This window comes from Pantoea sp. EKM21T, assembly GCF_011800405.1.
GTDB classification, from domain to species: domain Bacteria; phylum Pseudomonadota; class Gammaproteobacteria; order Enterobacterales; family Enterobacteriaceae; genus Pantoea; species Pantoea agglomerans.
This window is the reverse complement of the sequence record NZ_JAALFV010000004.1, coordinates 457574-479643: the sequence shown is the minus strand read 5'-3', so window position 1 is coordinate 479643 and position 22070 is coordinate 457574. Positions and strand designations below refer to the sequence as shown.

At 57.6% G+C, this 22070-nt stretch carries 23 protein-coding genes and 1 other annotated feature; of the genes, 7 read left to right on the top strand and 16 right to left on the bottom strand.

The window, feature by feature from the left end; translation table 11 throughout:
* Positions 1-46: 46 nt before the first annotated feature.
* The 12 genes from HFD87_RS11190 to hisL form a co-directional block, all read right to left on the bottom strand.
* Positions 47-1345 carry a succinylglutamate desuccinylase/aspartoacylase family protein gene (locus HFD87_RS11190; protein ID WP_167423431.1) on the bottom strand — a complete coding sequence of 433 codons (1299 nt, stop codon included), beginning with the start codon at positions 1343-1345 and terminating at the stop codon, positions 47-49.
* 106 nt (positions 1346-1451) lie between these two features.
* Positions 1452-2243 (bottom strand): ABC transporter substrate-binding protein, encoded by a 792-nt coding sequence (locus HFD87_RS11185; protein WP_061703778.1) that lies wholly within the window; start codon positions 2241-2243, stop codon positions 1452-1454.
* 66 nt (positions 2244-2309) lie between these two features.
* On the bottom strand, positions 2310-2786 hold the full coding sequence (locus HFD87_RS11180) for a YbaK/prolyl-tRNA synthetase associated domain-containing protein (RefSeq protein ID WP_167423430.1): 477 nt from the start codon (positions 2784-2786) through the stop codon (positions 2310-2312).
* 115 nt (positions 2787-2901) lie between these two features.
* Positions 2902-3513, bottom strand: coding sequence for a bifunctional phosphoribosyl-AMP cyclohydrolase/phosphoribosyl-ATP diphosphatase HisIE (hisIE, locus tag HFD87_RS11175; protein WP_010670963.1), 612 nt, complete (start codon positions 3511-3513; stop codon positions 2902-2904).
* Positions 3507-4283 carry an imidazole glycerol phosphate synthase subunit HisF gene (gene hisF, locus HFD87_RS11170; protein WP_010248068.1) on the bottom strand — a complete coding sequence of 259 codons (777 nt, stop codon included), beginning with the start codon at positions 4281-4283 and terminating at the stop codon, positions 3507-3509. Before hisF ends, hisIE begins: the two co-directional genes overlap by 7 nt.
* On the bottom strand, positions 4265-5002 hold the full coding sequence (hisA, locus tag HFD87_RS11165; protein WP_031591331.1) for a 1-(5-phosphoribosyl)-5-[(5-phosphoribosylamino)methylideneamino]imidazole-4-carboxamide isomerase: 738 nt from the start codon (positions 5000-5002) through the stop codon (positions 4265-4267). Before hisA ends, hisF begins: the two co-directional genes overlap by 19 nt.
* Positions 5002-5592 carry an imidazole glycerol phosphate synthase subunit HisH gene (gene hisH, locus HFD87_RS11160; RefSeq protein WP_008926061.1) on the bottom strand — a complete coding sequence of 197 codons (591 nt, stop codon included), beginning with the start codon at positions 5590-5592 and terminating at the stop codon, positions 5002-5004. Before hisH ends, hisA begins: the two co-directional genes overlap by 1 nt.
* Positions 5592-6659, bottom strand: coding sequence for a bifunctional histidinol-phosphatase/imidazoleglycerol-phosphate dehydratase HisB (gene hisB / locus HFD87_RS11155; RefSeq protein WP_010670960.1), 1068 nt, complete (start codon positions 6657-6659; stop codon positions 5592-5594). Before hisB ends, hisH begins: the two co-directional genes overlap by 1 nt.
* Positions 6656-7732 carry a histidinol-phosphate transaminase gene (gene hisC, locus HFD87_RS11150; RefSeq protein ID WP_111534025.1) on the bottom strand — a complete coding sequence of 359 codons (1077 nt, stop codon included), beginning with the start codon at positions 7730-7732 and terminating at the stop codon, positions 6656-6658. Before hisC ends, hisB begins: the two co-directional genes overlap by 4 nt.
* Entirely contained in the window at positions 7729-9033 is a 1305-nt protein-coding gene (gene hisD / locus HFD87_RS11145) for a histidinol dehydrogenase (protein WP_167423429.1), read from the bottom strand. The genes hisC and hisD overlap by 4 nt, the downstream gene beginning before the upstream one ends.
* 3 nt (positions 9034-9036) lie before the next feature.
* Complete coding sequence (hisG, locus tag HFD87_RS11140) at positions 9037-9936, bottom strand: ATP phosphoribosyltransferase (protein ID WP_004571317.1); 900 nt, start codon at positions 9934-9936, stop codon at positions 9037-9039.
* 48 nt (positions 9937-9984) lie between these two features.
* Positions 9985-10105: a sequence feature (His leader region), on the bottom strand.
* Entirely contained in the window at positions 10081-10128 is a 48-nt protein-coding gene (hisL, locus tag HFD87_RS11135) for a his operon leader peptide (RefSeq protein WP_100396937.1), read from the bottom strand. (Overlaps the previous feature by 25 nt.)
* Before the next feature lie 179 nt (positions 10129-10307).
* Between hisL and HFD87_RS11130 the strand changes: the two genes are divergently transcribed.
* Positions 10308-11135, top strand: a complete 828-nt coding sequence (locus tag HFD87_RS11130; protein WP_033778808.1) for an SDR family oxidoreductase — start codon at positions 10308-10310, stop codon at positions 11133-11135.
* Between the two features lie 167 nt (positions 11136-11302).
* Here the strand turns inward: HFD87_RS11130 and HFD87_RS11125 are convergent, their stop codons facing one another.
* The 3 genes from HFD87_RS11125 to puuD are packed head-to-tail and all read right to left on the bottom strand — an operon-like array spanning position 11303 to position 13916.
* Complete coding sequence (locus HFD87_RS11125; protein ID WP_010248052.1) at positions 11303-12580, bottom strand: FAD-binding oxidoreductase; 1278 nt, start codon at positions 12578-12580, stop codon at positions 11303-11305.
* 18 nt (positions 12581-12598) lie between these two features.
* Entirely contained in the window at positions 12599-13156 is a 558-nt protein-coding gene (gene puuR / locus HFD87_RS11120; RefSeq protein ID WP_010248049.1) for an HTH-type transcriptional regulator PuuR, read from the bottom strand.
* Entirely contained in the window at positions 13149-13916 is a 768-nt protein-coding gene (gene puuD / locus HFD87_RS11115; RefSeq protein WP_167423428.1) for a gamma-glutamyl-gamma-aminobutyrate hydrolase, read from the bottom strand. Before puuD ends, puuR begins: the two co-directional genes overlap by 8 nt.
* Before the next feature lie 201 nt (positions 13917-14117).
* On the opposite strand from puuD, the gene HFD87_RS11110 reads away from it, so the two are divergent.
* A complete protein-coding gene (locus HFD87_RS11110; RefSeq protein WP_029519623.1) occupies positions 14118-15536 on the top strand; it encodes a glutamine synthetase family protein in 1419 nt (472 codons plus the stop codon).
* Between the two features lie 404 nt (positions 15537-15940).
* Positions 15941-17299, top strand: a complete 1359-nt coding sequence (locus tag HFD87_RS11105; RefSeq protein WP_010248042.1) for an APC family permease — start codon at positions 15941-15943, stop codon at positions 17297-17299.
* Positions 17300-17347: 48 nt separating this feature from the next.
* Here the strand turns inward: HFD87_RS11105 and ygbI are convergent, their stop codons facing one another.
* Complete coding sequence (gene ygbI, locus HFD87_RS11100) at positions 17348-18109, bottom strand: DNA-binding transcriptional repressor YgbI (protein WP_167423427.1); 762 nt, start codon at positions 18107-18109, stop codon at positions 17348-17350.
* Positions 18110-18376: 267 nt separating this feature from the next.
* Between ygbI and ltnD the strand changes: the two genes are divergently transcribed.
* From ltnD to HFD87_RS11080, 4 genes are read left to right on the top strand one after another with little or no spacing between them, the layout of a single operon-like run.
* Positions 18377-19282 (top strand): L-threonate dehydrogenase, encoded by a 906-nt coding sequence (gene ltnD, locus HFD87_RS11095; protein WP_061703786.1) that lies wholly within the window; start codon positions 18377-18379, stop codon positions 19280-19282.
* A complete protein-coding gene (gene otnK / locus HFD87_RS11090; RefSeq protein ID WP_167423426.1) occupies positions 19282-20544 on the top strand; it encodes a 3-oxo-tetronate kinase in 1263 nt (420 codons plus the stop codon). The genes ltnD and otnK overlap by 1 nt, the downstream gene beginning before the upstream one ends.
* The gene (locus tag HFD87_RS11085) at positions 20537-21181 is read left to right on the top strand and encodes an aldolase (RefSeq protein WP_167423425.1); all 645 of its coding nucleotides are present in this window, start codon (positions 20537-20539) and stop codon (positions 21179-21181) included. The genes otnK and HFD87_RS11085 overlap by 8 nt, the downstream gene beginning before the upstream one ends.
* Complete coding sequence (locus HFD87_RS11080; RefSeq protein ID WP_167423424.1) at positions 21181-21966, top strand: HPr family phosphocarrier protein; 786 nt, start codon at positions 21181-21183, stop codon at positions 21964-21966. The genes HFD87_RS11085 and HFD87_RS11080 overlap by 1 nt, the downstream gene beginning before the upstream one ends.
* Positions 21967-22070: the final 104 nt, after the last annotated feature.

The following is a 22070-nucleotide window of genomic DNA, read 5'->3' as shown; positions in this document are numbered from 1 at the left end:
ACTGCTGCCGAGCTATGGAATGAATAGATGCTTTAACTAACTTTTGTTACACCACCAGCAAATCCCCGCTCCGAATCTCTCGCTCACCTGCCAGCCTCACAACCAGCATGCCTGCTGTCGCAAACTTAGCCCAGTGTCTCGCATAGAGAATACCGCCATGTTCCGTCACCAGCGGCGTAATCTGGTCAGTTATCGGGTCAACAATCTCCGCCACCACTTCTCCCGGCCGAATCTTTGCGCCCAGCGGTTTACGATGCAGGATCAGTCCGGATACCGGCGAATGAATATATTCACAGCCCGCTAACGGCGTAGGTGGATTTTTCAGGGCAGGGGAGGCCGCCGCCGATCCTTCGCTGTGACGCTCTTTGATTACGCCAGCCTCTCCAGGTGCTTCAGCGATATCTGGCACGTTTAAACCAATCGGGCCGTCATTGATAGCCACGATATCGTCTCCGCCCGCGCTCGCCGGGACAAGTTCGTCGCCGCCAATCACGGGTGCCGCCACCTCCACGGAAATCGCAGGCTCGCTGTAGCCGATATAACCGCCTTCCTGTAGCGCTGAAATAATCGCCTCCGCGTCTTTCTCCGCCTGTTCAGGCGACACATCACGCACGCCACGCAACTCCAGCGTCACCGGCAGCAATCCGCGTGGCATCGGATAATCTTTGCCAAACCGTTCCGCCAGCGTCAGCCAGGGTTCGCAACAGGCTTCATCAAACGGCTCACCGCCAGAGATCTGCGCCAGCAGCTGCACCTCGCTGCCTAACCAGCGCGCCAGCGGTTCAATGTCCGGCCAGGCGTGCGGCGTGGTGTACAGGTGCGGCACGGCTTCCCAGTCACAGTGCAGGTCAATCATCAGATCGGCCTGACTGGCCATCCGCATCAGCGTGTGGCGTTGCGCATCCAGCTCGGTTTTTGGCACGGTATCACGATAGTGGCGATCAATCGCCTCGCGGATCAGGCTTTTATTCTGCGTTTCACTCTGGGTCAGACTCTCAGCCAGCCAGGCCGCCAGGGTTGCGCCCAGTGACGGGAAACGGCGGTTGAAGTCCTGGCCAGAGAGTGTATGGAATCGGCCCAGATGGGTGCCATGCCAGTGCTGTCCCAGCGCCAGGGGATTGGCAACCGGTACCAGGGTAAAGGCGGCTTTAAGTTGACCGGCGGACTCCAGCGCCTGTAGTCGCTGCTTTAAAAACCACGCCACTGCCATACCGGGCAGTTCGTCGCCATGCAGCGCAGCCTGAATGTAGACCTGACGCTCGTTGTCTTCCGCGAAATGGAAACTGATGATTTCACGCTGGGTGCCTAAAGAGGCGCTTAACAGTGGATGATGTTGTTGATGCATACCGTGTTAATGTCCTTTAATCGGCAAAGGACGACAGCGCGCCGTCCTGAAAAAGTTAAAGTATAGTGCCGGATCGCGTTGAGGATGAAAAAGGGCGACCGCGAGGTTAAGGCTGGATAGAGATATCCGTAGCAAAATAGCGCTTCTGAATCTGGTCAAAGGTGCCATTCTTTTTGATTTCGACGAAGGCGTTATCCAGTGCGGTTTTCAGCTCGGTATCACCTTTACGCAGGCCAATCGCCGTACCGGGGCCGATGATCGGATCCTGTATAATCGGGCCAGCCAGTTCAAAATCTTTGCCCTGCGGATGCTTCAGGAAGCCGATGGCCGCCTGTGCCGCATCGGTGAATACCGCATCCAGTCGGCCTGAAACCAGATCGCTTTCAACCTGTGCCTGATCGCCATAAGGCACCACGGTCACACCGTGAGGCTGCCATTTCGCCAGCGCATAGCGCTCCTGAACCGTTCCCTGTTCTACGCCGACCGTTTTTCCTTTCAGGGATTCAACGTCAGGCAGTATGCCAGCACCTTTACGGGCAATCAGCTGAGTGTGGGTATCATAGAGCGGCGCGGTGAAATCAATCTGCTTCAGGCGCTCTTCGGTAATGCCCATGTCGGACAGAATGGCATCAAATTTACGTGCTTTAAGGGCCGGGATCATGCCGTCAAACTGGCTTTCAACCCAGACACATTTTGCCTGCATCTGGGTACAAAGTGCATTGCCCAGATCAATATCAAAGCCGACCAGCTTGCCCTGTGGCGTTTTCGATTCGAATGGCGGATAGGTCGGATCGACCGCGAAACGCACCTGTTCGATTTTTGCCTGCGCGCCAAAAGCGCAGCCTGCCATAACCGCCACAGCCAGCGTCTGACGCAGGCGTTGAGTGAAAATGTTCATGATTTTGCTCTTATTCTGTCGTGATGAGTGATTATGCAGAGTATCGCCGGGCTGCCGGGATGGCAATTACTGCGTAATCTTCACCACGTCAGCCGCGCATAACGCGCGATAATCTTCGGTATTCAGGATCACTGAACGTTCCAGCAGACCGGCGTTAAACGCGATCTCCGGATAACGTTCAAACAGCGCGGGGTCAACAACCAGTCTGAGGTCGGGATGAAAGCTGAACGGCGGAATCGCCCCGAATACGCAGCCGGTCAGCCGATCGGTTTCCGCCGGACTGGCGAGTGAGGCGCGTCTTCCTCCGACCGCGGCCGCGACTTTGCCCAGATCGGCCTGATGATCGGCAGGTAAAACCGCCAGTACATGCTGTTTAACGCCGTTGCCTTTCACATGACAGACCAGCGCTTTAGCACCCTGGCCGATTTCGGTGCCGCGTATCGCCGCGACCGCTTCACATTTACCGGTCGCCTCATGCTCCATCAGGCGATAGCGTGCCTGGTGCTGGTCGAGCAGGGCGATTAATTTCTCATGGGTGGTCACGGTTCTCTCCCTGAGGTTTGAGTTGCCGTCATTGTGCCGGATGGACGTGAGGAATGAGCTGAAGACTGCTCAGAATCCGCATAAAAAACGAAATTCTGAGCAGTATATTGCACAGTTACTTATGGCGGTCACGCAGGTTGTTGATCACGGCGCGGAAGTCGAGATCCTGATCCTGCAACAGCACCATCAGGTGATAGACCAGGTCAGAAGCTTCGTTGGTGAGTTCATCCCGATCGTTGACCGTGGCGGCCAGTGCGGTTTCAACGCCTTCTTCACCCACTTTCTGCGCGATGCGTTTGGTGCCGCTGGCGTAGAGTCGTGCGGTGTAGGAGCTTTCAGGATCGGCGGTTTTACGCGAGGCCAGCAACTGCTCAAGCTGATAGAGGAACGTCCATTCAGGGACCGCCGGTGAGAAGCAGCTGGTGGTGCCCAGATGGCAGGTCGGGCCAATAGGATCCGCCAGCACTAACAGAGTGTCATTGTCGCAGTCAGGCGTGATGCTCACGACCTGCAAAAAGTTGCCGGAGGTTTCGCCTTTGGTCCACAAGCGATTTTTGGTGCGGGAGAAAAAGGTGACCTTGCTTTCTGCCAGCGTTTTCTCCAGCGCGGCCGGGTTCATGTAGCCATGCATCAGCACTTCGCCTGAGACGAAGTGCTGGACAATGACCGGCATCATGCCCTGTGTTTTATCCCAGTCGAGAAGGGCCTGTTGTTGTTCAGTTAGCACGCGCGAATCTCCACTCCGTTGTCGATCAGAAAGCTCTTCAGCTCACCAATATTAATAATCTGCTTATGGAATACCGAGGCGGCTAAAGCACCATCCACGTTAGCTTCGGTAAACGCATCCAGGAAGTGCTGCATGGTGCCTGCGCCGCCAGAGGCGATGAGGGGGACCTTGCAGACTTCACGCATTTTCTTCAGCTGCACCAGGTCATAGCCGTTACGCACGCCATCCTGATTCATCATGTTCAGCACGATCTCGCCTGCGCCCAGCTTCTGCACTTCCTGCACCCACTCCAGCGTTTCCCACTGCGTCACGCGGGTGCGCGCTTCGTCGCCGGTATACTGATTCACCTGATATTTACCGCTGGCTTCATCAAACCAGGTATCGATCCCGACCACAATACACTGCACGCCAAAACGGTCCGCGAGGCGGGTGATCAGCGTGGGGTCGGCCAGCGCCGGCGAGTTAATCGAAATCTTATCTGCGCCAAACTCCAGAATGCGCGCTGCGTCTTCCGGGGTTTTAATGCCGCCCGCGACGCAGAACGGGATATCGATCACTTCCGCAACCCGCGAGACCCAGCTTTTGTCGACGACCCGGCCATCGGATGAGGCGGTGATATCATAGAACACCAGCTCGTCGGCACCTTCGGCGGCATAGCGCTGCGCCAGCGGCACGATGTCGCCGATGATTTCGTGATTGCGAAACTGTACGCCTTTGACCACCTGGCCGTCACGTACGTCCAGGCAGGGAATTATCCGTTTTGCCAGCATGCGATCGCCTCCGAAACAGTGAATTTATCTTCCAGCAGCGCACGTCCAACAATCACGCCCTGAACGCCGCTGCCGCGCAGGGCGGCGATATCATTGAGGTCGCCAATGCCACCCGAGGACTGAAAAGCAATCGTCGGGAAGCGCGCCGTCACTTCCTGATAGAGCGCAACATTGGAGCCGCTCAGGGTGCCGTCGCGAGAAATATCGGTGCACAGCACGTGCTTCAGGCCCACCTGCTGAAAGTCGGTAATCACCTCTTCCAGCGTGACACCCGCCGCTTCCTGCCAGCCACTGATCGCCACTTCTTTGCGGTTACTGGCATCAATGCGCACATCTAACGCAAGCACAATCGCCTCTGCGCCAAATTCCGCAAACCACCGTTTTACCTCTTCAGGCTGTTTCACCGCCGTGGAACCGACCACCACACGACTCGCTCCGGCTTCAAGCAGTGCATGCACATCATCACGGCTGCGAATGCCGCCACCGACCTGCACCGTCACATCAACGCCATCCAGCAGGGTTTTCAGCAGCGCGATCTGGCGTTTCGCCGGATCTTTCGCGCCGGTTAAATCCACCAGATGCAGCACGGTCGCGCCCTGGCGAACGTAATCCTGCAGACGTGGCAGCGGATCGCTGCCGTAATCGCGCTGCTGTCCATAATCGCCCTGATGCAGACGAACCACTTTGCCGTCAATTAAATCTAACGCGGGGATAATCATTACATCTCCAGGAAGTTTTTCAGCAGCTGCGCGCCCGCTTTGCCCGAGCGTTCCGGGTGGAACTGGACGCCAAAGAAGTTATCTTTCTGCACCGCGGCGGTGAAAGCTTCACCGTAGTGACACTGGGCGATGGTGCTGGCGTTGACCGGCATGGCATAGCTGTGGACGAAGTAGAAATAGCAGCCTTCGTCGATGCCACGGAACAGATGATTGCCCGCCTGCGCGGTAATCTGATTCCAGCCCATGTGCGGCAGCGGCAGGCCGTGCGTGTCCATTAATGACACCGGCTCATCGATAATCCCCAGCGTCGGCACGCCGCCGTTTTCATCGCTGCCGCGACCCAGCAGCTGCATACCCAGGCAGATCCCCAGCACCGGCTGGGTACAGGCTTTCACCAGATCGATCAGGTCACGCTCTTCCAGCTGATTCATTGCCGCCTGTGCGGTGCCGACGCCGGGCAGAAACAGTTTGTCGGCACGCAGCACCACATCGGGGTCGCGGCTCACTTCCGGGGTGTAGCCCAGACGTTCAATCGCCCATTTCACCGACGACAGGTTGGCGCAACCGGTATCCATGATCACCACGTTCATCACAGCACTCCCTTCGAGCTTGGCAGCGTATTGCCCTCAACGCGGATCGCCTGACGCAGCGTACGGCCAAAGGCTTTAAACAGACTCTCGACGCGGTGATGGTCATTCTTGCCTTTAGTTTTAAGATGCAGGGTGCTCATCATGGCGTAGGAGAGTGAGCTGAAGAAGTGCTCGACCATCTCGGTGCTGAGGTCGCCCACGCGCTGATAGTTGAACTCCGCTTTGAACTCGATGTGCGGACGGCCGGAGATATCCAGCGCGCAGCGCGCCAGACATTCATCCATCGGCAGCACAAAGCCAAAACGGCCAATGCCACGCTTGTCACCCAGCGCTTTCAGCAGCGCTTCGCCCAGTGCCAGACCGGTATCTTCCACCGTGTGGTGATCGTCAATATAGAGATCGCCTTTCACTTCGATATTCATGCGGAACCCGCCGTGCACGGCGATCTGGTCCAGCATGTGGTCGAAGAAACCCACGCCGGTATTAATCTTGCTGCCGCCTTCGCGATCCAGCCACAGTTCTACCCGCACCTGTGTCTCTTTGGTGTTGCGCTGCACCAGCGCATGGCGGTCACGCTGGGTCAGACGCTGCTGGATAGTCTGCCAGTTCTGGCCATCAGCACCGTAGCGGATAGGCTGGATGCCCATGTTCTCCGCCAGCTGAACATCGGTCAGGCGATCGCCAATCACGTAGCTGTTGGCGGTATCCAGCGCGCCTTCGGCCAGCCAGGCTTCCACCATTCGGGTTTTCGGCTTGCGACAGTCGCAGTGATCGTCCGGCATGTGCGGGCAGATCAGCACATCGTCAAACGCAATGCCCTGCGAGGTCAGGATCTGCATCATCAGATTGTGCGGGCCATCGAAATCGGCCTGCGGGAAACCCGGGGTGCCAAGACCATCCTGGTTAGTGATCATGACCAGGCGATAACCGGCGGCCTGCAGTGCCAGCAGCGCCGGGATAACATCTGGCTCAAACGCCAGCTTATCCATGCGGTCCACCTGATAATCTTCAGGCGGCTCAGAGATTAACGTACCGTCGCGGTCAATAAAAAGGGTCTTCTGGCTCATGCTTGCTCCACAGAAAAGGCTTGCAGCGCGGCGATCACTCGTTCGCACTCTTCACGCGTGCCGATAGAGATGCGCAGGCATCCCGACAGGCCCGGATTTTTGTTCTGATCACGCAGGATAATGCCCTGATCCCATAAGGTTTTGAAGACTTTTGGTGAATTGGTAAAGCGCGCCAGCACATAGTTGGTTTCACTGGAGAAAACCTGCTCAACGCAGGCCAGCTGAGCCAGTTCGGCCTGTAGCCAGCTACGGTTCTCATTCAGCTGTGCCACATGCTCACGCATCAGCGCAATTCCCTGGTCGCTCAGTGCCTGACCGGCGACATCGGCAACCGGTGTGGCCAGCGGGTAGGGCGCGATCACCTTCATCAGCAGGTCGATGACCGGCTTATTCGCCAGCGCAAAGCCGCAACGCAGGCCAGCCAGCGCAAAGGCTTTAGAAAGCGTACGCAGGATCACCAGATGCGGATAATCCTTCAGCCAGCCGGTCAGGGTCGCCTGCGGGCAGAACTCAATGTAGGCTTCATCTGCGACGACCAGCGCTTTACCGGCGGTCATTGCCAGCAGCTGACGGATGTCGTCCTGATTGATCAGGTTGCCGGTCGGGTTGTTCGGGCTGCAGAGGTAAACCACTTTGACGCCATCCAGCTGCTCTGCAATGGCAGGCAGGTTCAGCTGCCAGTCGGTCAGGGCCGGGACGGTGCGGTATTCAATGCCGATGGTTTCGGCGCTGACGCTGTACATGCCATAGGTCGGTGGACAGAACAGAATCGCATCCTGACCCGGCTCACAGAAGGCACGCATGATCAGTTCGATGGCTTCATCTGCGCCACGGCTCACCAGCACCTGCTCCGGCGTTAAGCCTGCATAAGCAGCGTAGCGCTCAATCACCAGTTTAGGCTGACATTCCGGATAGCGGTTCAGCGTCTGCTGCGACAGCTCAAACGGCACCGGCAGCGGAAACTCGTTGGCATTGAGCCAGACATCTCCGTTGCCACCCAGACGACGCGCCGACATATAGGGCGTCAGGGCGCGCACATTGGCGCGCGCCAGCTGCTCAATATCCTGACTCATGCTTGCTCCTTCAGTGCGGCAACGCGCAGGGTGACGGCATTCTTATGGGCATCCAGCTGCTCGGCGGCGGCCAGGGTTTCAATGGTGGCGGCCAGGTTCAGGAAGCCCTGCGGCGTCAGCTCCTGCACCGTCATGCGTTTCTGGAAATCGGCCAGGCCCAGGCTGGAACAGGTCGAGGTGTAACCGTAGGTCGGTAACACGTGATTAGTGCCAGAGGCGTAATCGCCCGCGGACTCCGGCGACCAGTCGCCTAAAAATACCGAACCGGCGCTGGTGATCGACTCCACCAGATGGCGCGGCTGGCGCGTTTGCAGAATCAGGTGCTCCGGGCCGTAGAGATTAGAGATCGCGACACACTGCTCAAGGTCACGCGCCACGATCAGGCGGCTGCTTTCCAGCGCCTGACGCGCTGTGGCAGCCCGCGGCAACTGCGCCAGCTGCTGCTCAACCGCGACCGCGACCGCCTCGGCCAGCTTAAATGAAGGCGTCAGCAGAATGACCTGCGAGTCGGGCCCATGCTCTGCCTGTGAGAGTAAATCAGACGCGACAAACGCGGGCGTGGCGCCTTCATCCGCAATCACCAGCACTTCAGAAGGACCCGCTGGCATATCAATCGCCGCGCCATCGAGTCGCTGACTTACCTGACGTTTCGCTTCTGTTACCCAGGCGTTGCCCGGGCCAAAAATCTTATCCACGCGTGGCACGGTTTCGGTGCCGAAGGCCATCGCGGCGATGGCCTGCGCGCCGCCTACCTGGAACACCTCTTCTACGCCGCACAGCTGGGCGGCATACAGGATCTCATCGGCAATCGGCGGCGGCGAACAGAGCACCACGCGGCCACAGCCAGCGATACGGGCCGGGGTCGCCAGCATCAGCACGGTGGAGAAGAGCGGGGCGGAACCACCAGGAATATAGAGTCCGACCGATTTTACCGGACGGGTAATCTGCTGGCAGCGTACGCCTGGCTGGGTTTCCACATCCACCGGCGGCAGGATCTGCGCGTTGTGGAAGGTTTCGATATTGCCCACCGCGACAGCCATCGCCTGCTTCAGCTCGTCACTCAGACGTAAGCTGGCCTCTGCGATTTGCTGCGCGGTAACACGCAGGTTATCCACCTGCGCTTTGTCGAAGCGGGCGCTGAACTGGCGCAGAGCGTCATCACCGTTCAGCTTTACCTGCTCCAGCACATCGCGCACCGTCAGCGTCACGTTTTCAGAGGCGGCGATAGCAGGACGTAACAGCAGCGCCTGCTGCTGTTCGGGGGTGCACTGCTGCCACTCAATCGGGGTAGAAAAGGCCATGGCTTACTCCATCATCTTCTCAATAGGCAGCACCAGAATCGAACTGGCACCCAGCGCTTTCAGTTTTTCCATGGTTTCCCAGAACAGGGTTTCGCTGCTGACCATGTGCATCGCCACGCGGCTGACATCGCCTGCCAGCGGCAGCACGGTCGGGCGCTCTGCGCCAGGCAGCAGGCTGATTACTTCTTCCAGACGCTCACTCGGCGCGTGCAGCATGATGTACTTCGATTCACGCGCTTTAATCACGCCCTGAATACGGGTCATCATCTTGTCGATCAGCTCCTGCTTGGCGGCAGGCATCTCGCCGTCACGCTGGATCAGCACCGCTTTTGAACGATAGATTACTTCAACTTCGCGCAGGCCATTGGCTTCCAGCGTAGCACCGGTAGAGACCAGATCGCAGATGGCGTCAGCCAGACCGGCGCGGGTCGCCACTTCCACGGAACCGTTCAGTAAACAGGTCTTAAAGCTGACGCCTTTTTTGTCGAGGTATTGTTTTAACAGGTGCGGATAGGAGGTGGCGATACGGGATTTATCCAGGCATTCCGGGCCGGTGTACTCGGCATCTGTCGCCATCGCCAGTGACAGACGGCAACCGCCGAAGTCGAGGCGGCGCAGCGTAAAGTAGCGCGGATCTTCACCCTGGGCACGGCGCGACAGCAGCTCTTCTTCCAGCACGTTCTCGCCGATGATGCCTAAATCGACCACACCATCCATCACCAGGCCAGGAATATCGTCATCGCGCACGCGCAGGATGTCGATCGGCATGTTCTCCGCAAACGCAATCAGGCGCTGTTGCTGAAGGTTGATTTTAACGCCGCAGCGCGCCAGCAGTTCGCGTGAATCATCACTTAAACGGCCAGATTTCTGCATAGCTATGCGTAAACGGGTGTTATCTAACATGGTTCCTGTCCTCTTAATTCGGTCCTGAATGTGTGGTTACGTCAGCCCATAAAAAAACCCCCGGAAGACGATCTTCCGGGGGTTCTCTTGCGTTCACACCACTGGAAGATCTTGAAAGTCTTCCAGCACCAATCGCCTGAAAGACTAGTCAGGATGATGGTGGTGATGATGGTTGAACTGAACGCGTGTCATAATAATCTCGTCGATGAATGAGTATTCATTTGTGGGGTTTAACCTAGCGAAGATGGCTGCGCTTGGCAACACTTTTTTAAACGGGCGGTTCGGAAAGCGCTGAAACAGGTTGTTCTGGTTTGCAATCCGGGGGCAAACTACGGTGAAGTCAGGGTTGATGTTTCACGTCAGGAGTCAAAATGAAGAAGGTCGCGATTGTGGGACTGGGCTGGTTGGGTATGCCGCTGGCCACGGCGTTAACGGCGCGAGGCTGGCAGGTTACCGGCAGCAAAACCACGCCAGACGGTGTAGACGCGGCACGCCGCTGCGGCATTGAGGCGTTCCAGCTGGAACTGACGCCGGAACTGCTCTGTGATGCTGCCGATATTGAGCCGCTATTCAACGTCGATGCGCTGATCGTTACACTGCCCGCCAGCCGCACTGCGGAAGGGGGCGAAGCCTATCTGCAGGCGGTGCAGAATGTGGTCGATACCGCGCTGGTTTATAAGGTACCGCGCATTATCTTTACCAGTTCCACCTCAGTCTATGGCAGCAGCGCCGGCGCTAAGCGGGAAAACAGCCCGCTGGACGCAGAAACGGTGGCCGGAAAGACGCTGGTTAAACTGGAGAACTGGCTGCACGATCTGCCAGGCACCAGCGTAGATATTGTGCGGCTGGCCGGTCTGGTAGGACCAAAGCGCCATCCGGGACGCTTCCTCGCCGGTAAGCAGGATGTGGCCAATGGCTCGCAGGGCGTCAATCTGGTGCATCTGGATGATGTCGTTGAGGCGATCACGCTGCTACTGCAGTCGCCCAAAGGGGGCCGGGTCTATAATCTGTGTGCCTCGAAACATCCCTCGCGTGACACCTTCTATCCTGCGGTCACGCACCAGCTTGGGCTGCAGCCGCCGCAGTTCGCACCCGAGGAGGAAAAGAATAGCGGCAAGCTGATTGATGGTTCCCGCATCTGTAGCGAGCTCGGTTTTGAGTACCGCTATGACGATCCGATTAAAATGCCGCTGGAGTGATACGCGGCTGGCGCTGTTGCGGGGGCTGAGTGCTCCCGCTCTGACATGTGAAAGTTCTGCTTTTCCTGTAGTTACAACATACTAAAGAGGTTGAACAACAGGGCAGAATGTGCCCCGCTGAAAGACCTGTTTTCATCAGGCCAGACAGCCAGGTCTGGCCCTCAGCCTCACACCCCTAACCGATCCCTCAACGCATACCACACTGCGCCCATCGCCGTCAGCGGCACCTTAAATCGTCGCCCACCGGGAAACGGCAGGTGAGGCAGGCGGGCGAAGGCATCAAAACGCTCGGCGTCGCCGCGTAACACTTCGCTGATCAGCTTGCCGGAAAGATGCGTACTGGTTACGCCATGACCGCTGTCACCCTGCATAAAATAGACATTCTTCTCCAGTCGGCCAAACTGCGGCATGCGCGACAGCGTCAGGAGGAAATTGCCGCTCCAGCTGAAGTCCAGCTTCACGTTCTGCAACTGCGGGAAAGTGCGGCGCAGCTTGGGCCGGATCAACGCTTCAATATCGGCCGGTTCCCGTGCGCCATAAACCACGCCGCCGCCATAGAGCAGCCGGTTATCCGCGGTCAGACGGAAGTAATCCAGCAGATAGTTACAATCTTCCACACAGTAGTTGTTCGGCATCAGCGACAACGCCTGGTCGGTTGACAGCGGTTCGGTTGCCACAATCTGCGATCCGCACGGCATGCTTTTCCTGCTCAGTCGCGGTTCCAGCTGCGGGGCCAGATAGGCATTCCCGGCGAAGATCACAAAGGTCGCGCTGACCTCGCCCTGGGCGGTTTTTACCCGGTTTGGTGTGCCATAAACCACACTGGTCGCCGCGGACTGTTCATAGATGCGTCCGCCATGTCGACGGATCGCCTCCGCTTCCCCCAGCGCCAGGTTCAGCGGATGCAGATGGCCGCCGCGCCGATCCAGCAGCCCGCCAACGTAGCGTTCGGTGGCGACTTCACGGCGGATGGCTCGCTCATCCAGTAGTTCCAGATCATGATTCCCATACTGCTGCCATAACGCTTTCTGTTTTCGCAGATGTGCCATCTGGCGCGCATTCAGGGCCGCAAAAACGCCGCCAGGCCGGTAATCGCAGTCAATCGCGTACCGCTTAATGCGATCGCGGATGATTTCAGCGCCTTCAAACATCATGCTGCCCAGCATACGGGCGCTCTCTTTACCGTAGCGCTGCTCAATCACATCCACGTCGCGGCTGTAGGAGTTCACCACCTGACCGCCGTTACGCCCGCTGGCACCAAAGCCGACCCGCGCCGCTTCCAGCACGACCACGTCATAGCCTACCTCGGTCAGATGCAGCGCCGCCGAAAGACCGGTGAAACCGCCACCAATAATGCAGACGTCACACTGAATGCTCTCCTGTAATGTCGGCCAGGGCGCATGCGGATTGGCGGTCGCTGCGTAATAACTCTCCACGTAATTCATAACAACCTCCGGAAACGCCTAAAAGTTGGCTGGCGTATGGGCACTGACAATGCGGCAGGGGATTTCAGCACGGTTGGTGAAACTGTGTGGTAAGCCCGTATCAATGACGTAGCTCTCTCCGGCGGAGAGATGATAGTGCTCTCCGTTGATGACCAGCGTAATCTCTCCTTCCAGCAGCGTGCCGGTCTCTTCGCCCGGATGACGCAGCTTCTCGCCAGTGCTGGCACCGGGTTGATAAGTTTCCAGCAGCATGCCCAGCGTGCGCTGTGTACGGCCATTGTCGATAAGCTTCAGCGAAACCCCCTGACTGCCAATCTCCAGCAGGTCGCTGGCGCGGACAATGACCTTAGGTTCCGCGTCCGGTTTGGGTTCCGAGAAGAACTCTGATAGCGAGAGCCCATAGACTTTCAGCAGCTTTTGCAGGGTGCTGACCGCCGGGCTGACCTTATCCTGCTCAATGGTGCTGATGGCGCTATGGGTCAGTCCGGCCAGTTCGGCGACACGGCGTTGCGACAGCCCCAGTGTCTGCCGGATCTGCGCCAGCCGTCGTCCCGGCGCCAGCGTGGCATCACTCATTTTCTTTTTCCTTGTGATAACGAATGGCGGCCTGAATAAAGCCGCTGAAGAGCGCCTGCGATCCCGCCGTGTGTTCCGGCTGCCACTCGGGATGCCACTGCACCGCCAGGGCGAAGGGATGATGGCGCAGACTCACCGCCTCAATCAGGCCATCCGGCGCGCGCGCTTCAACGCGCAATTGCGGGCCCGGTTCGCGTACCCCCTGATGATGCAGTGAATTGACCGCCAGCGGACTGTTGCTGTCCAGCAGCGTCGCCAGCAGGCCGTCGGGTTCGATAGTGATTGGATGCGTCGGCGCATACTGCTGCTCCAGCGGCTGCGTCTCATCTTCATGATGACGCTGAAACGGCGGCTGCCCGCTGAGCTCCCGCCACAGCGCACCGCCATTTGCCACCACCAGCTCCTGCAGCCCACGGCAGATCCCGAACATCGGCATCTTGTGGCTGGTGACCCAGGTGATCAGCTGAAAGGCGAGATGGTCACGGCCCGGATCGGCATGCGGCTCTTCGCCCGCCTCGCCATAATGCCAGGGTTCGATATTGCTGGGGCTGCCGGTCAGCAGCAGGCCATCCAGAACAGCCATAGCGTTTTCTAATAGATGAGGCGCTTTCATCAGACTGTGGGGCAGGGCCAGCGGTACGCCACCCGCAAGGACAACCGCATCGGTATACTTATTGTGAACCGTCTGGCTCGGATGGCCGCCCAGATCCTTCTGGCACATCACTACGCCGATCAACGGCTTGTCAAAAATAATGCCCATCTCACGTCCTCGCATCGCTGTTCGAAATATCTACCGAAAGGGCACGTCTGGCGGTTAAGTGTGCAATATTTTTTCAATCTAGCAATCTGCTGTTTGTTCTTCAAACAGATTTGTTACATTTGCACACTTTTTATGTTGGCGCTATGTTAGTGGTGTGGCTGTTATTTTGAGCATTACGCAAACCTAATAGGGGCGGGTGAGATCATGACTAACCTGGTAGAAGTGGAAGACTTCACGCTTCACAGTGAAGAGAAACGAACCAGCGCGTTCCAGCTTGAGGTGAAAACCTGGCTGGAGCGCCATCCTGACACGCAGTATGTCGACATCCTGTTAAATGATTTAAATGGTGTGTTCCGCGGCAAGCGCATTCCGGTCTCTGCGCTGCCTAAGCTGGAAAAAGGGTGTTATTTCCCCGCCTCGGTGTTTGCCATGGATATCCTCGGCAACACAGTAGAAGAAGCGGGACTCGGCCAGTCACTGGGCGAACCCGATAATCTCTGCCTGCCCGTCACCGGTACTTTAGTTCCCTCCGCGTCTGACCCTCAGCACATTGCGCAACTGCTGTTAACCATGTGCAACCAAGATGGCACTCCCTTTGACGTTGAACCCCGAAATGTCCTTAACCGGCTGTGGCAACAGCTGCGTAACCGAGGTCTGTTCCCGGTGGTAGCGGTAGAGCTGGAGTTCTATCTGGTGGACAAAAAGCGCGATGCGGAAGGCTTTATCCAGCCGCCGTGTTCGCCCGGCAGTGATGAACGCAATATGCAGAGCCAGGTCTACTCGGTAGATAACCTCGATCACTTCGCCGATGTGCTGCGTGACATCGACGATCTGGCCCGTCAGCAGGACATCCCGGCCGATGGTGCGCTGGCGGAAGCCTCGCCCGGACAGTTTGAAATTAACCTGCATCATACCCGCGACGTGCTGCGGGCCTGTGACCATGCGGTGCAGCTGAAACGCCTGATTCGTCAGGTGGCAGAAAATCACGGTATGACCGCCACGTTTATGGCGAAGCCCTATGAGGAGTATGCGGGCAGCGGCATGCATGTGCATATCAGCATGCTGGATGCCGCCGATCACAACGCCTTCGCCTGCGATGACGGCAGTGATTCGCCGCTGATGAAACGGGCGCTGGCCGGGATGATCGATCTGATGCCCGCCTCAATGGCGCTGCTGGCACCCAATGTGAATGCCTATCGCCGTTTTGTTCCGGACGCCTATGTGCCGTTGCAGGCATCGTGGGGCCATAACAACCGGACCGTTGCGCTGCGGGTGCCGTGCGGGGATATCGACAATCATCGTATTGAGTACCGGGTTGCGGGCGCGGATGCTAATCCCTACCTGGTGGTGTCGGCTATTCTTGCGGGGATGCTGCATGGGCTGGATACCCAGTTGCCGTTGCCCCATCCGGTCACCGGCAACGGTCACCATGCCGAGGGTCTGGCACTGCCGATCCGCCAGAGCGATGCGCTGTATGAGTTTGACAACAGCTATCCGCTGCAGAAGTTACTGGGCGAACGCTTTGCCAGTGTCTGGCACAGCTGTAAGCATCATGAACTGATGCAGTTTGAACGGCTGATTACGTCGACCGAGATCGACTGGATGCTGAAAAATGCCTGACAGGTTTTTTTACCTGTCATCTGACGCGCTTTTTTTTGCATAAGATGCCCCGATGGCTTGTATTCCTGCCACGGGTTAGGGCAGAATACGCGGCCTGCAAAATCAGATGATAACCGACGCTAACCGCGCCGGTTATTTTTTTGCATCCAGTTTTATTAGAGCGTTTTTTGCTGACTTAACCGAGGCCGGGCACGCACCCGGATAGATAAACACTGAAAACACGCATAAGCGTGAGATTGAGGATTAAAAGATGGGGATGTTTTACACTCTGCCAGCCAACGCTGGTACGCGTTTTCGTGATGACTACGGCGCCGCGTTAACCGCTAACCTTACTCCCTGTCGCTTAATGCGCAGTTGCCCTGTGACCCAGCCCAGCCAGGTTGTCGCACATGGGGGACTGAAGCATGTCGCTTAATACCTCCGCCGCACCGCAGCGTGCGCAACTCAAAAAAACACTCACGTTACTTCCGGTCGTCATGATGGGCTTAGCCTACATGCAGCCTATGACCCTGTTCGATACCTTTGGCATCGTTTCCGGGCTGACCGAAGGTCACGTCGCCACCGCTTATGCTTTCGCGCTGATTGCGATTCTGTTCACTGCCGTGAGTTACGGTAAGCTGGTACGCCGCTTCCCCTCTGCGGGCTCCGCTTATACCTACGCTCAGAAGGCGATCAGTCCGCACGTCGGCTTTATGGTCGGCTGGTCATCACTGCTGGACTACCTGTTCATGCCGATGATCAACATCCTGCTGGCTAAAAACTATTTCGAATCGCTGGTGCCGGGCATTCCGTCGTGGATTTTTGTGGTGTTGCTGGTCGGGTTTATGACGCTCTCTAACCTCAAGGGCATCAAAACCGTCGCCAACTTCAACAGTGTGATTGTGGTGCTGCAGGTGGTTGTCATGGTCGGGATTACCGCGATGGTAATCTACGGTGTGGCAAGCGGCGTGGGTTCCGGCACGCTGGTGAGCAGCCGTCCATTCTGGTCTGAGAATGCGCATGTGGTGCCGATGATTACCGGTGCGACGATACTCTGCTTCTCGTTCCTCGGCTTTGATGGCATCAGTTCGCTGTCCGAAGAGACCAAAGATGCAGAACGCACCATTCCGCGCGCTATTTTCCTGACCGCGCTGATTGGTGGTGTGATCTTTATCGCGGCATCTTACTTCCTGCAGCTCTACTTCCCGGACATCACACGCTTCCAGCATCCGGACTCATCGCAGCCTGAAATCATGCTGTTCGTGGCCGGTAAAGCGTTGCAGGTCGGCATCCTGATCTTCTCGGTGGTCACGGTGCTGGCATCCGGTATGGCGGCGCACGCTGGCGTCTCGCGTCTGATGTATGTGATGGGCCGTGATGGTGTGTTCCCGGAGCGTTTCTTCGGTTACATCCATCCGAAATGGCGTACCCCGTCGCTCAACGTGCTGCTGGTGGGTGCGATTGCGCTGATGGCGATTAACTTCGACCTGGTGACCGCAACCGCGCTGATTAACTTTGGTGCGCTGGTGGCGTTTACCTTCGTTAACCTGTCGGTGATTGCGCAGTTCTGGGTCCGTGAGAAGCGTAACCGCACGCTGAAAGATCACGTTCAGTATCTGCTGCTGCCGCTGCTTGGCGCGCTGACGGTGGGAGCGCTGTGGGTGAACCTGGAAGAGAGTTCTATGGAGCTGGGCCTGATCTGGGCCGCCATCGGGATTATCTACCTGGCGTTCGTAACCCGCAGCTTCCGTAATCCGGTGCCGCAGTTCAGCGAAGAAGTTTAATTACGCTCACGTTGCCGCCTTCCCGGTCTCAGGGAAGGCGGCGACAGCTTAACCAGCCAGTACCAGTTCACAGCTCCCCGCACTTAACAACTCCCGCGCCGACTCACTCAGATGCGTATCTGTCACTACCCGATCAAAGCTCTCCAGCGGTAAAGCCAGAAACGTCGCGATCCTGTTGTACTTCGAACTGTCACTCAGCAATACCCGCTTACTGCTCACCTCACTCACCGCCTGCTTCACCATCACTTTATCTTCATCCGGCGTAAACAAGCCACGCGGCCCCCAGCAGGAGGCGGAAATAAAGGCAATATCAATGGCCAGATGACGCAGGCTGCGTGCCGCCGACTCCCCGACACAGGAGCGGTTCTCCCGGCAAACGGTGCCGCCCGTGTGAATAACCCGGCACTGACTGGCCTCCATCAGCAGATTCGCCACCATAAAATCATTGGTCACCACCAGCAAATCATCGCGATCCACCACTTCTCTTGCCAGCGCTAACGTCGTGGTTCCGGCATCCAGGTAGATGCAGCTGTTACGTGGGATCTGTCGGGCGGCGGTGCGACCAATTGCGCGCTTCTCTTCGTTGTAGAGGGCGCTTTTCGTCAGATGTGACGGCTCAGCCGCCAGCCGGTCGGCTGAGCGCACGCCGCCGGAGACCGACAGCACGGCCCCTTGCTCCTCCAGTTTCTGCACATCACGGCGTATGGTCATGTGTGACACACCCAGCCGTTCAGTGAGTTCTGCAATGCTCACCACGACACGATCGGCCACCAGCGCAAGAATCTGTTGATGACGTTCAACCGGAATCATATCGGCTCCCTGATGATTACCATTTTTTCACATTATAAAGTATCTGCCGGTTAACCAGAACAAATAATAACAGCGGCAATCCCGGCAACGGCGGCGGTAACTGCACTGCGGCAGTGCCGGTGCTACCAATCTGGTAATGTTAAAAATTGTTCTGGTTCACATCGGGAATATTTTTTTGGGAGCGGCAACACATTTTTGCCGGCAGTAAACTGGCAGGATTAACAGTAACAAACAAATAATCACTTAAATTAACAGTGGAGGCGTATCGTGCCAGCTGAAAATATCTGCGTTATCGGGTTAGGTTCCATGGGCATGGGTGCCGCGAAATCCTGCCTGCGTGCCGGTCTCAATACCTGGGGTGTCGATTTGAATCCCGCCGCGCTTGAGAACTTACGCCAGGCAGGCGCGCGTGATGCGCAGCCTTCAGCATCCGCCTTTGCAGACCAGCTTGATGCCGTTTTGCTGCTGGTGGTAAATGCGCAGCAGGTTAACGCCATTCTGTTCGGTGAAGAGGGCCTGGCCGCAAAACTGCGTCCCGGCACCGTGGTCATGGTCTCATCCACATTGTCCGCCCGGGATGCGCAGCAGATTGAACAACAGCTGGCGCAATATCAGCTGCTGATGCTGGATGCACCGGTCTCCGGCGGTGCCGCTAAAGCGGCCAGCGGTGAGATGACGGTGATGGCGTCCGGCAGTGAAGCGGCCTTTACGCAACTGCAATCTGTACTGGATGCCGTGGCAGCCAAAGTGTATCGCGTGGGCAGTGAGATCGGCCTCGGATCAACCGTCAAAATTATCCATCAGCTGCTGGCAGGTGTTCACATCGCGGTCGGGGCAGAAGCGATGGCGCTGGCGGCGCGTGCCGGCATCCCGCTGGAAACCATGTATGAAGTGGTCACCAACGCCGCAGGCAATTCATGGATGTTCGAAAACCGCATGCGGCATGTGGTGGATGGCGACTACAGCCCGAAATCGGCGGTCGATATCTTTGTGAAAGATCTCAACCTGGTGGCCGATACCGCGAAATCCTTGCACTTCCCGCTGCCGCTGGCCTCAACCGCCCTCAATATGTTCACCGAAGCCAGCAACGCCGGTTACGGCCGGGAAGATGACAGTGCAGTAATTAAAATCTTCAGCGGCATCACGCTGCCGCAGGCAGAGGAGAAAATCTGATGCGGCTTGGCGTGATAGCGGACGATTTTACCGGTGCGACTGACATCGCCAGTTTTCTGGTGCAGAACGGGCTGACCACCATTCAGTTCAACGGCATTCCTGACAGCGAGGAAATCACAGAGGCGCAGGCGATTGTTGTCAGCCTGAAGAGCCGCTCCTGTCCGGCAGACCAGGCGGTTGCTCAGTCGCTGGCTGCGCTGGCATGGCTGCAGAAGCAAGGCTGTGAGCGTTTCTACTTCAAATATTGTTCCACCTTCGACAGCACCGCGCAGGGCAATATCGGTCCGGTAACCGACGCTCTGCTGCAGGCGCTGGGTGAAACGCAGACGGTAATCTGTCCGGCGCTGCCGGTGAATGGCCGCACCGTTTATCAGGGCTACCTGTTTGTCGGCGATCAGCTGCTGTCAGATTCCGGTATGCGGCATCATCCGGTCACACCGATGCACGACAGTAACCTGCTGCGCCTGATGACATCACAGGCGACGGGCAAAGCCGGGCTGATCGCTGCGGCACAGGTCGATCAGGGCGCTGAGTCAGTACGGCAGGCGCTGGGTCAGCTGGCGGTGCAGGGGATCAACTACGTCGTAACTGACGCCCTGCATCAGGAACATCTGTTGACCCTGGGCGAAGCACTGAGCGATCTGCGCCTGGTCACCGGCGGTTCCGGGCTGGCCATCGGTCTGGCACGGCAGTGGGCAACGGCTGAGAGTGATGCAAAAGCGGAGCAGGCAGGCCGTCCGCAGGGCGATCGCGCCGTGGTGCTTTCCGGTTCCTGTTCACAGATGACCAATCGTCAGGTCGCCGCGTACCGCCAGCTGGCACCGGCCTGCGAAGTTGAGACTGAACGCTGTCTGGAAGATGCCGTGGCTTATGCCAGGCAGTTATGCGACTGGGTGGAAGCGAACAGCGATCAGACGCTGGCACCCCTGCTGTTTGCCACCGCTGACGCGCAACAATTGCAGGCGATTCAACAGCGTTATGGTGCTCAGCGCAGCAGCGTAGCGGTTGAGCAACTGTTTGCTGCCGTCACCCGCGAGCTGAAACGGCGCGGATGGCAGCGCTTTATCGTGGCGGGTGGCGAAACCTCCGGCGTGGTCGCACAGAGCCTGGGTGTGACGGCCTTTCACATCGGCCCGACGATTTCGCCCGGCGTGCCCTGGGTGCGCGACATTCATCAGCCGCTCTCTCTGGCACTGAAATCGGGCAATTTTGGCGATGAAGATTTCTTCCGCCGCGCGCAAACGGAGTTTACTGATGTCTGAATCTTTCTCTTTAACAGAACAGCAGGCGCGTGACGAGATGGTGCGTCTTGGCGCTTCGTTCTTTCTGCGCGGCTATGCCACCGGCTCGGCGGGCAACCTCTCAATGTTGCTGGAGGATGGCAATCTGCTGGCGACTCCCACCGGTTCATGCCTGGGTGAATTACAGGGTGACCGGCTGGCCAAAGTCACGCCTGACGGCGAATGGCTCTCGGGCGATAAACCCTCCAAAGAGATTGCGTTTCACCGCGCGCTCTATCTGAATAATCCCGACTGCAGGGCGGTAGTGCATCTGCATAGCCACTACCTGACGGCGCTCTCCTGTTTACAGGGGCTGGACACGGACAACTGCATCCGTCCGTTTACCCCCTATGTGGTGATGCGTGTCGGTGATGTGCCGGTTGTGCCTTACTACAAGCCGGGTGATGGGCGACTGGCCGAGGATCTCGCGGCGCTGGCTCCACGTTACCGTGCCTTCCTGCTGGCGAATCATGGCCCGGTGGTAGTGGGGAAATCGTTGCAGGAAGCGGCAGACAACACTGAAGAGCTGGAGGAGACCGCCCGGCTGATCTTTACCCTGGGCGACCGCCCGATCCGTTATCTCAATGATGCCGAAGTGGCAGAATTAAGGAGCCGATAATGCCGAAGTTTGCTGCTAACCTTTCGACGCAGTTTACTGAATTGCCGTTTGCTGAACGCTTCGCTGCAGCGGCAGAAGCCGGTTTCACCGCCGTCGAATTTCTGTTTCCTTATGACTATCCCGCCACGCAGATCAAGCAGTGGCTTGATGATAACCAGCTGCAACTGGTGCTGTTCAATACCGCACCCGGCAACGTCGCAGTGGGTGAGTGGGGCGTTTCGGCCATCCCCGGACGGGAAGCGGAAGCAAAGGCGGATATCGATCGCGCCCTGAGCTATGCGCTGGCGCTGAACTGCCCGCAGGTGCACATCATGGCGGCGACGGTGCCGCCCGACGCTGATCGTCAGCGCTACGTTGAGACCTTTATCAGCAATATGCGTTATGCCGCTGAGCGCTTTGCGCCGCACGGCATCATCCTGCTGATTGAGGCGCTTAATCCCACCACCAAACCCAACTATCTTTATGCCAGCCAGTATCAGACGCTGGAGATGGTCGAACAGATCGATCGACCCAATGTCTTCACTCAGCTCGACCTGTTCCATGCGCAACGGGTGGATGGCAACCTCAGCCATCTGATTCGCCACTATGCCGGACGCTATCGGCACGTGCAGATTGCTTCGGCACCGGATCGTCATGAACCGGATGAGGGTGAAATCAACTACCCCTATCTCTACTCACTGCTGGATGAGGTCGGCTATTCCGGCTGGGTGGGCTGCGAATATATCCCGCGCGGCAACACTACTGCGGGCCTTGGCTGGTTTGCGCCCTGGGCGAGAAAAACCTGATTTAACGGGCTAAAAAAACCGGTGTTTCGGCACCGGTTGAGATTTTTTCGTCCTTTTTCTGACCCTGCACCTGTTTATTCTGTACGCCGATAACCTAAAAAATA

Excerpts from the sequence above, each read along its gene's own strand:
- hisH (WP_008926061.1), bottom strand. The coding sequence starts at position 5,592 with ATGAACGTGGTGATCATGGATACCGGTTGCGCCAACCTGTCGTCGGTG.
- HFD87_RS11125 (WP_010248052.1), bottom strand. The coding sequence starts at position 12,580 with ATGAATTACGTGGAGAGTTATTACGCAGCGACCGCCAATCCGCATGCG.
- HFD87_RS11130 (WP_033778808.1), top strand. The coding sequence starts at position 10,308 with ATGAAGAAGGTCGCGATTGTGGGACTGGGCTGGTTGGGTATGCCGCTG.
- puuD (WP_167423428.1), bottom strand. The coding sequence starts at position 13,916 with ATGGGCATTATTTTTGACAAGCCGTTGATCGGCGTAGTGATGTGCCAG.
- ygbI (WP_167423427.1), bottom strand. The coding sequence starts at position 18,109 with ATGATTCCGGTTGAACGTCATCAACAGATTCTTGCGCTGGTGGCCGAT.
- HFD87_RS11190 (WP_167423431.1), bottom strand. The coding sequence starts at position 1,345 with ATGCATCAACAACATCATCCACTGTTAAGCGCCTCTTTAGGCACCCAG.
- HFD87_RS11185 (WP_061703778.1), bottom strand. The coding sequence starts at position 2,243 with ATGAACATTTTCACTCAACGCCTGCGTCAGACGCTGGCTGTGGCGGTT.
- HFD87_RS11105 (WP_010248042.1), top strand. The coding sequence starts at position 15,941 with ATGTCGCTTAATACCTCCGCCGCACCGCAGCGTGCGCAACTCAAAAAA.
- puuR (WP_010248049.1), bottom strand. The coding sequence starts at position 13,156 with ATGAGTGATGCCACGCTGGCGCCGGGACGACGGCTGGCGCAGATCCGG.
- HFD87_RS11085 (WP_167423425.1), top strand. The coding sequence starts at position 20,537 with ATGTCTGAATCTTTCTCTTTAACAGAACAGCAGGCGCGTGACGAGATG.
- otnK (WP_167423426.1), top strand. The coding sequence starts at position 19,282 with ATGCGGCTTGGCGTGATAGCGGACGATTTTACCGGTGCGACTGACATC.
- HFD87_RS11080 (WP_167423424.1), top strand. The coding sequence starts at position 21,181 with ATGCCGAAGTTTGCTGCTAACCTTTCGACGCAGTTTACTGAATTGCCG.
- hisD (WP_167423429.1), bottom strand. The coding sequence starts at position 9,033 with ATGGCCTTTTCTACCCCGATTGAGTGGCAGCAGTGCACCCCCGAACAG.
- hisA (WP_031591331.1), bottom strand. The coding sequence starts at position 5,002 with ATGATTATCCCCGCGTTAGATTTAATTGACGGCAAAGTGGTTCGTCTG.
- hisB (WP_010670960.1), bottom strand. The coding sequence starts at position 6,659 with ATGAGCCAGAAGACCCTTTTTATTGACCGCGACGGTACGTTAATCTCT.
- hisC (WP_111534025.1), bottom strand. The coding sequence starts at position 7,732 with ATGAGTCAGGATATTGAGCAGCTGGCGCGCGCCAATGTGCGCGCCCTG.
- hisF (WP_010248068.1), bottom strand. The coding sequence starts at position 4,283 with ATGCTGGCAAAACGGATAATTCCCTGCCTGGACGTACGTGACGGCCAG.
- hisG (WP_004571317.1), bottom strand. The coding sequence starts at position 9,936 with ATGTTAGATAACACCCGTTTACGCATAGCTATGCAGAAATCTGGCCGT.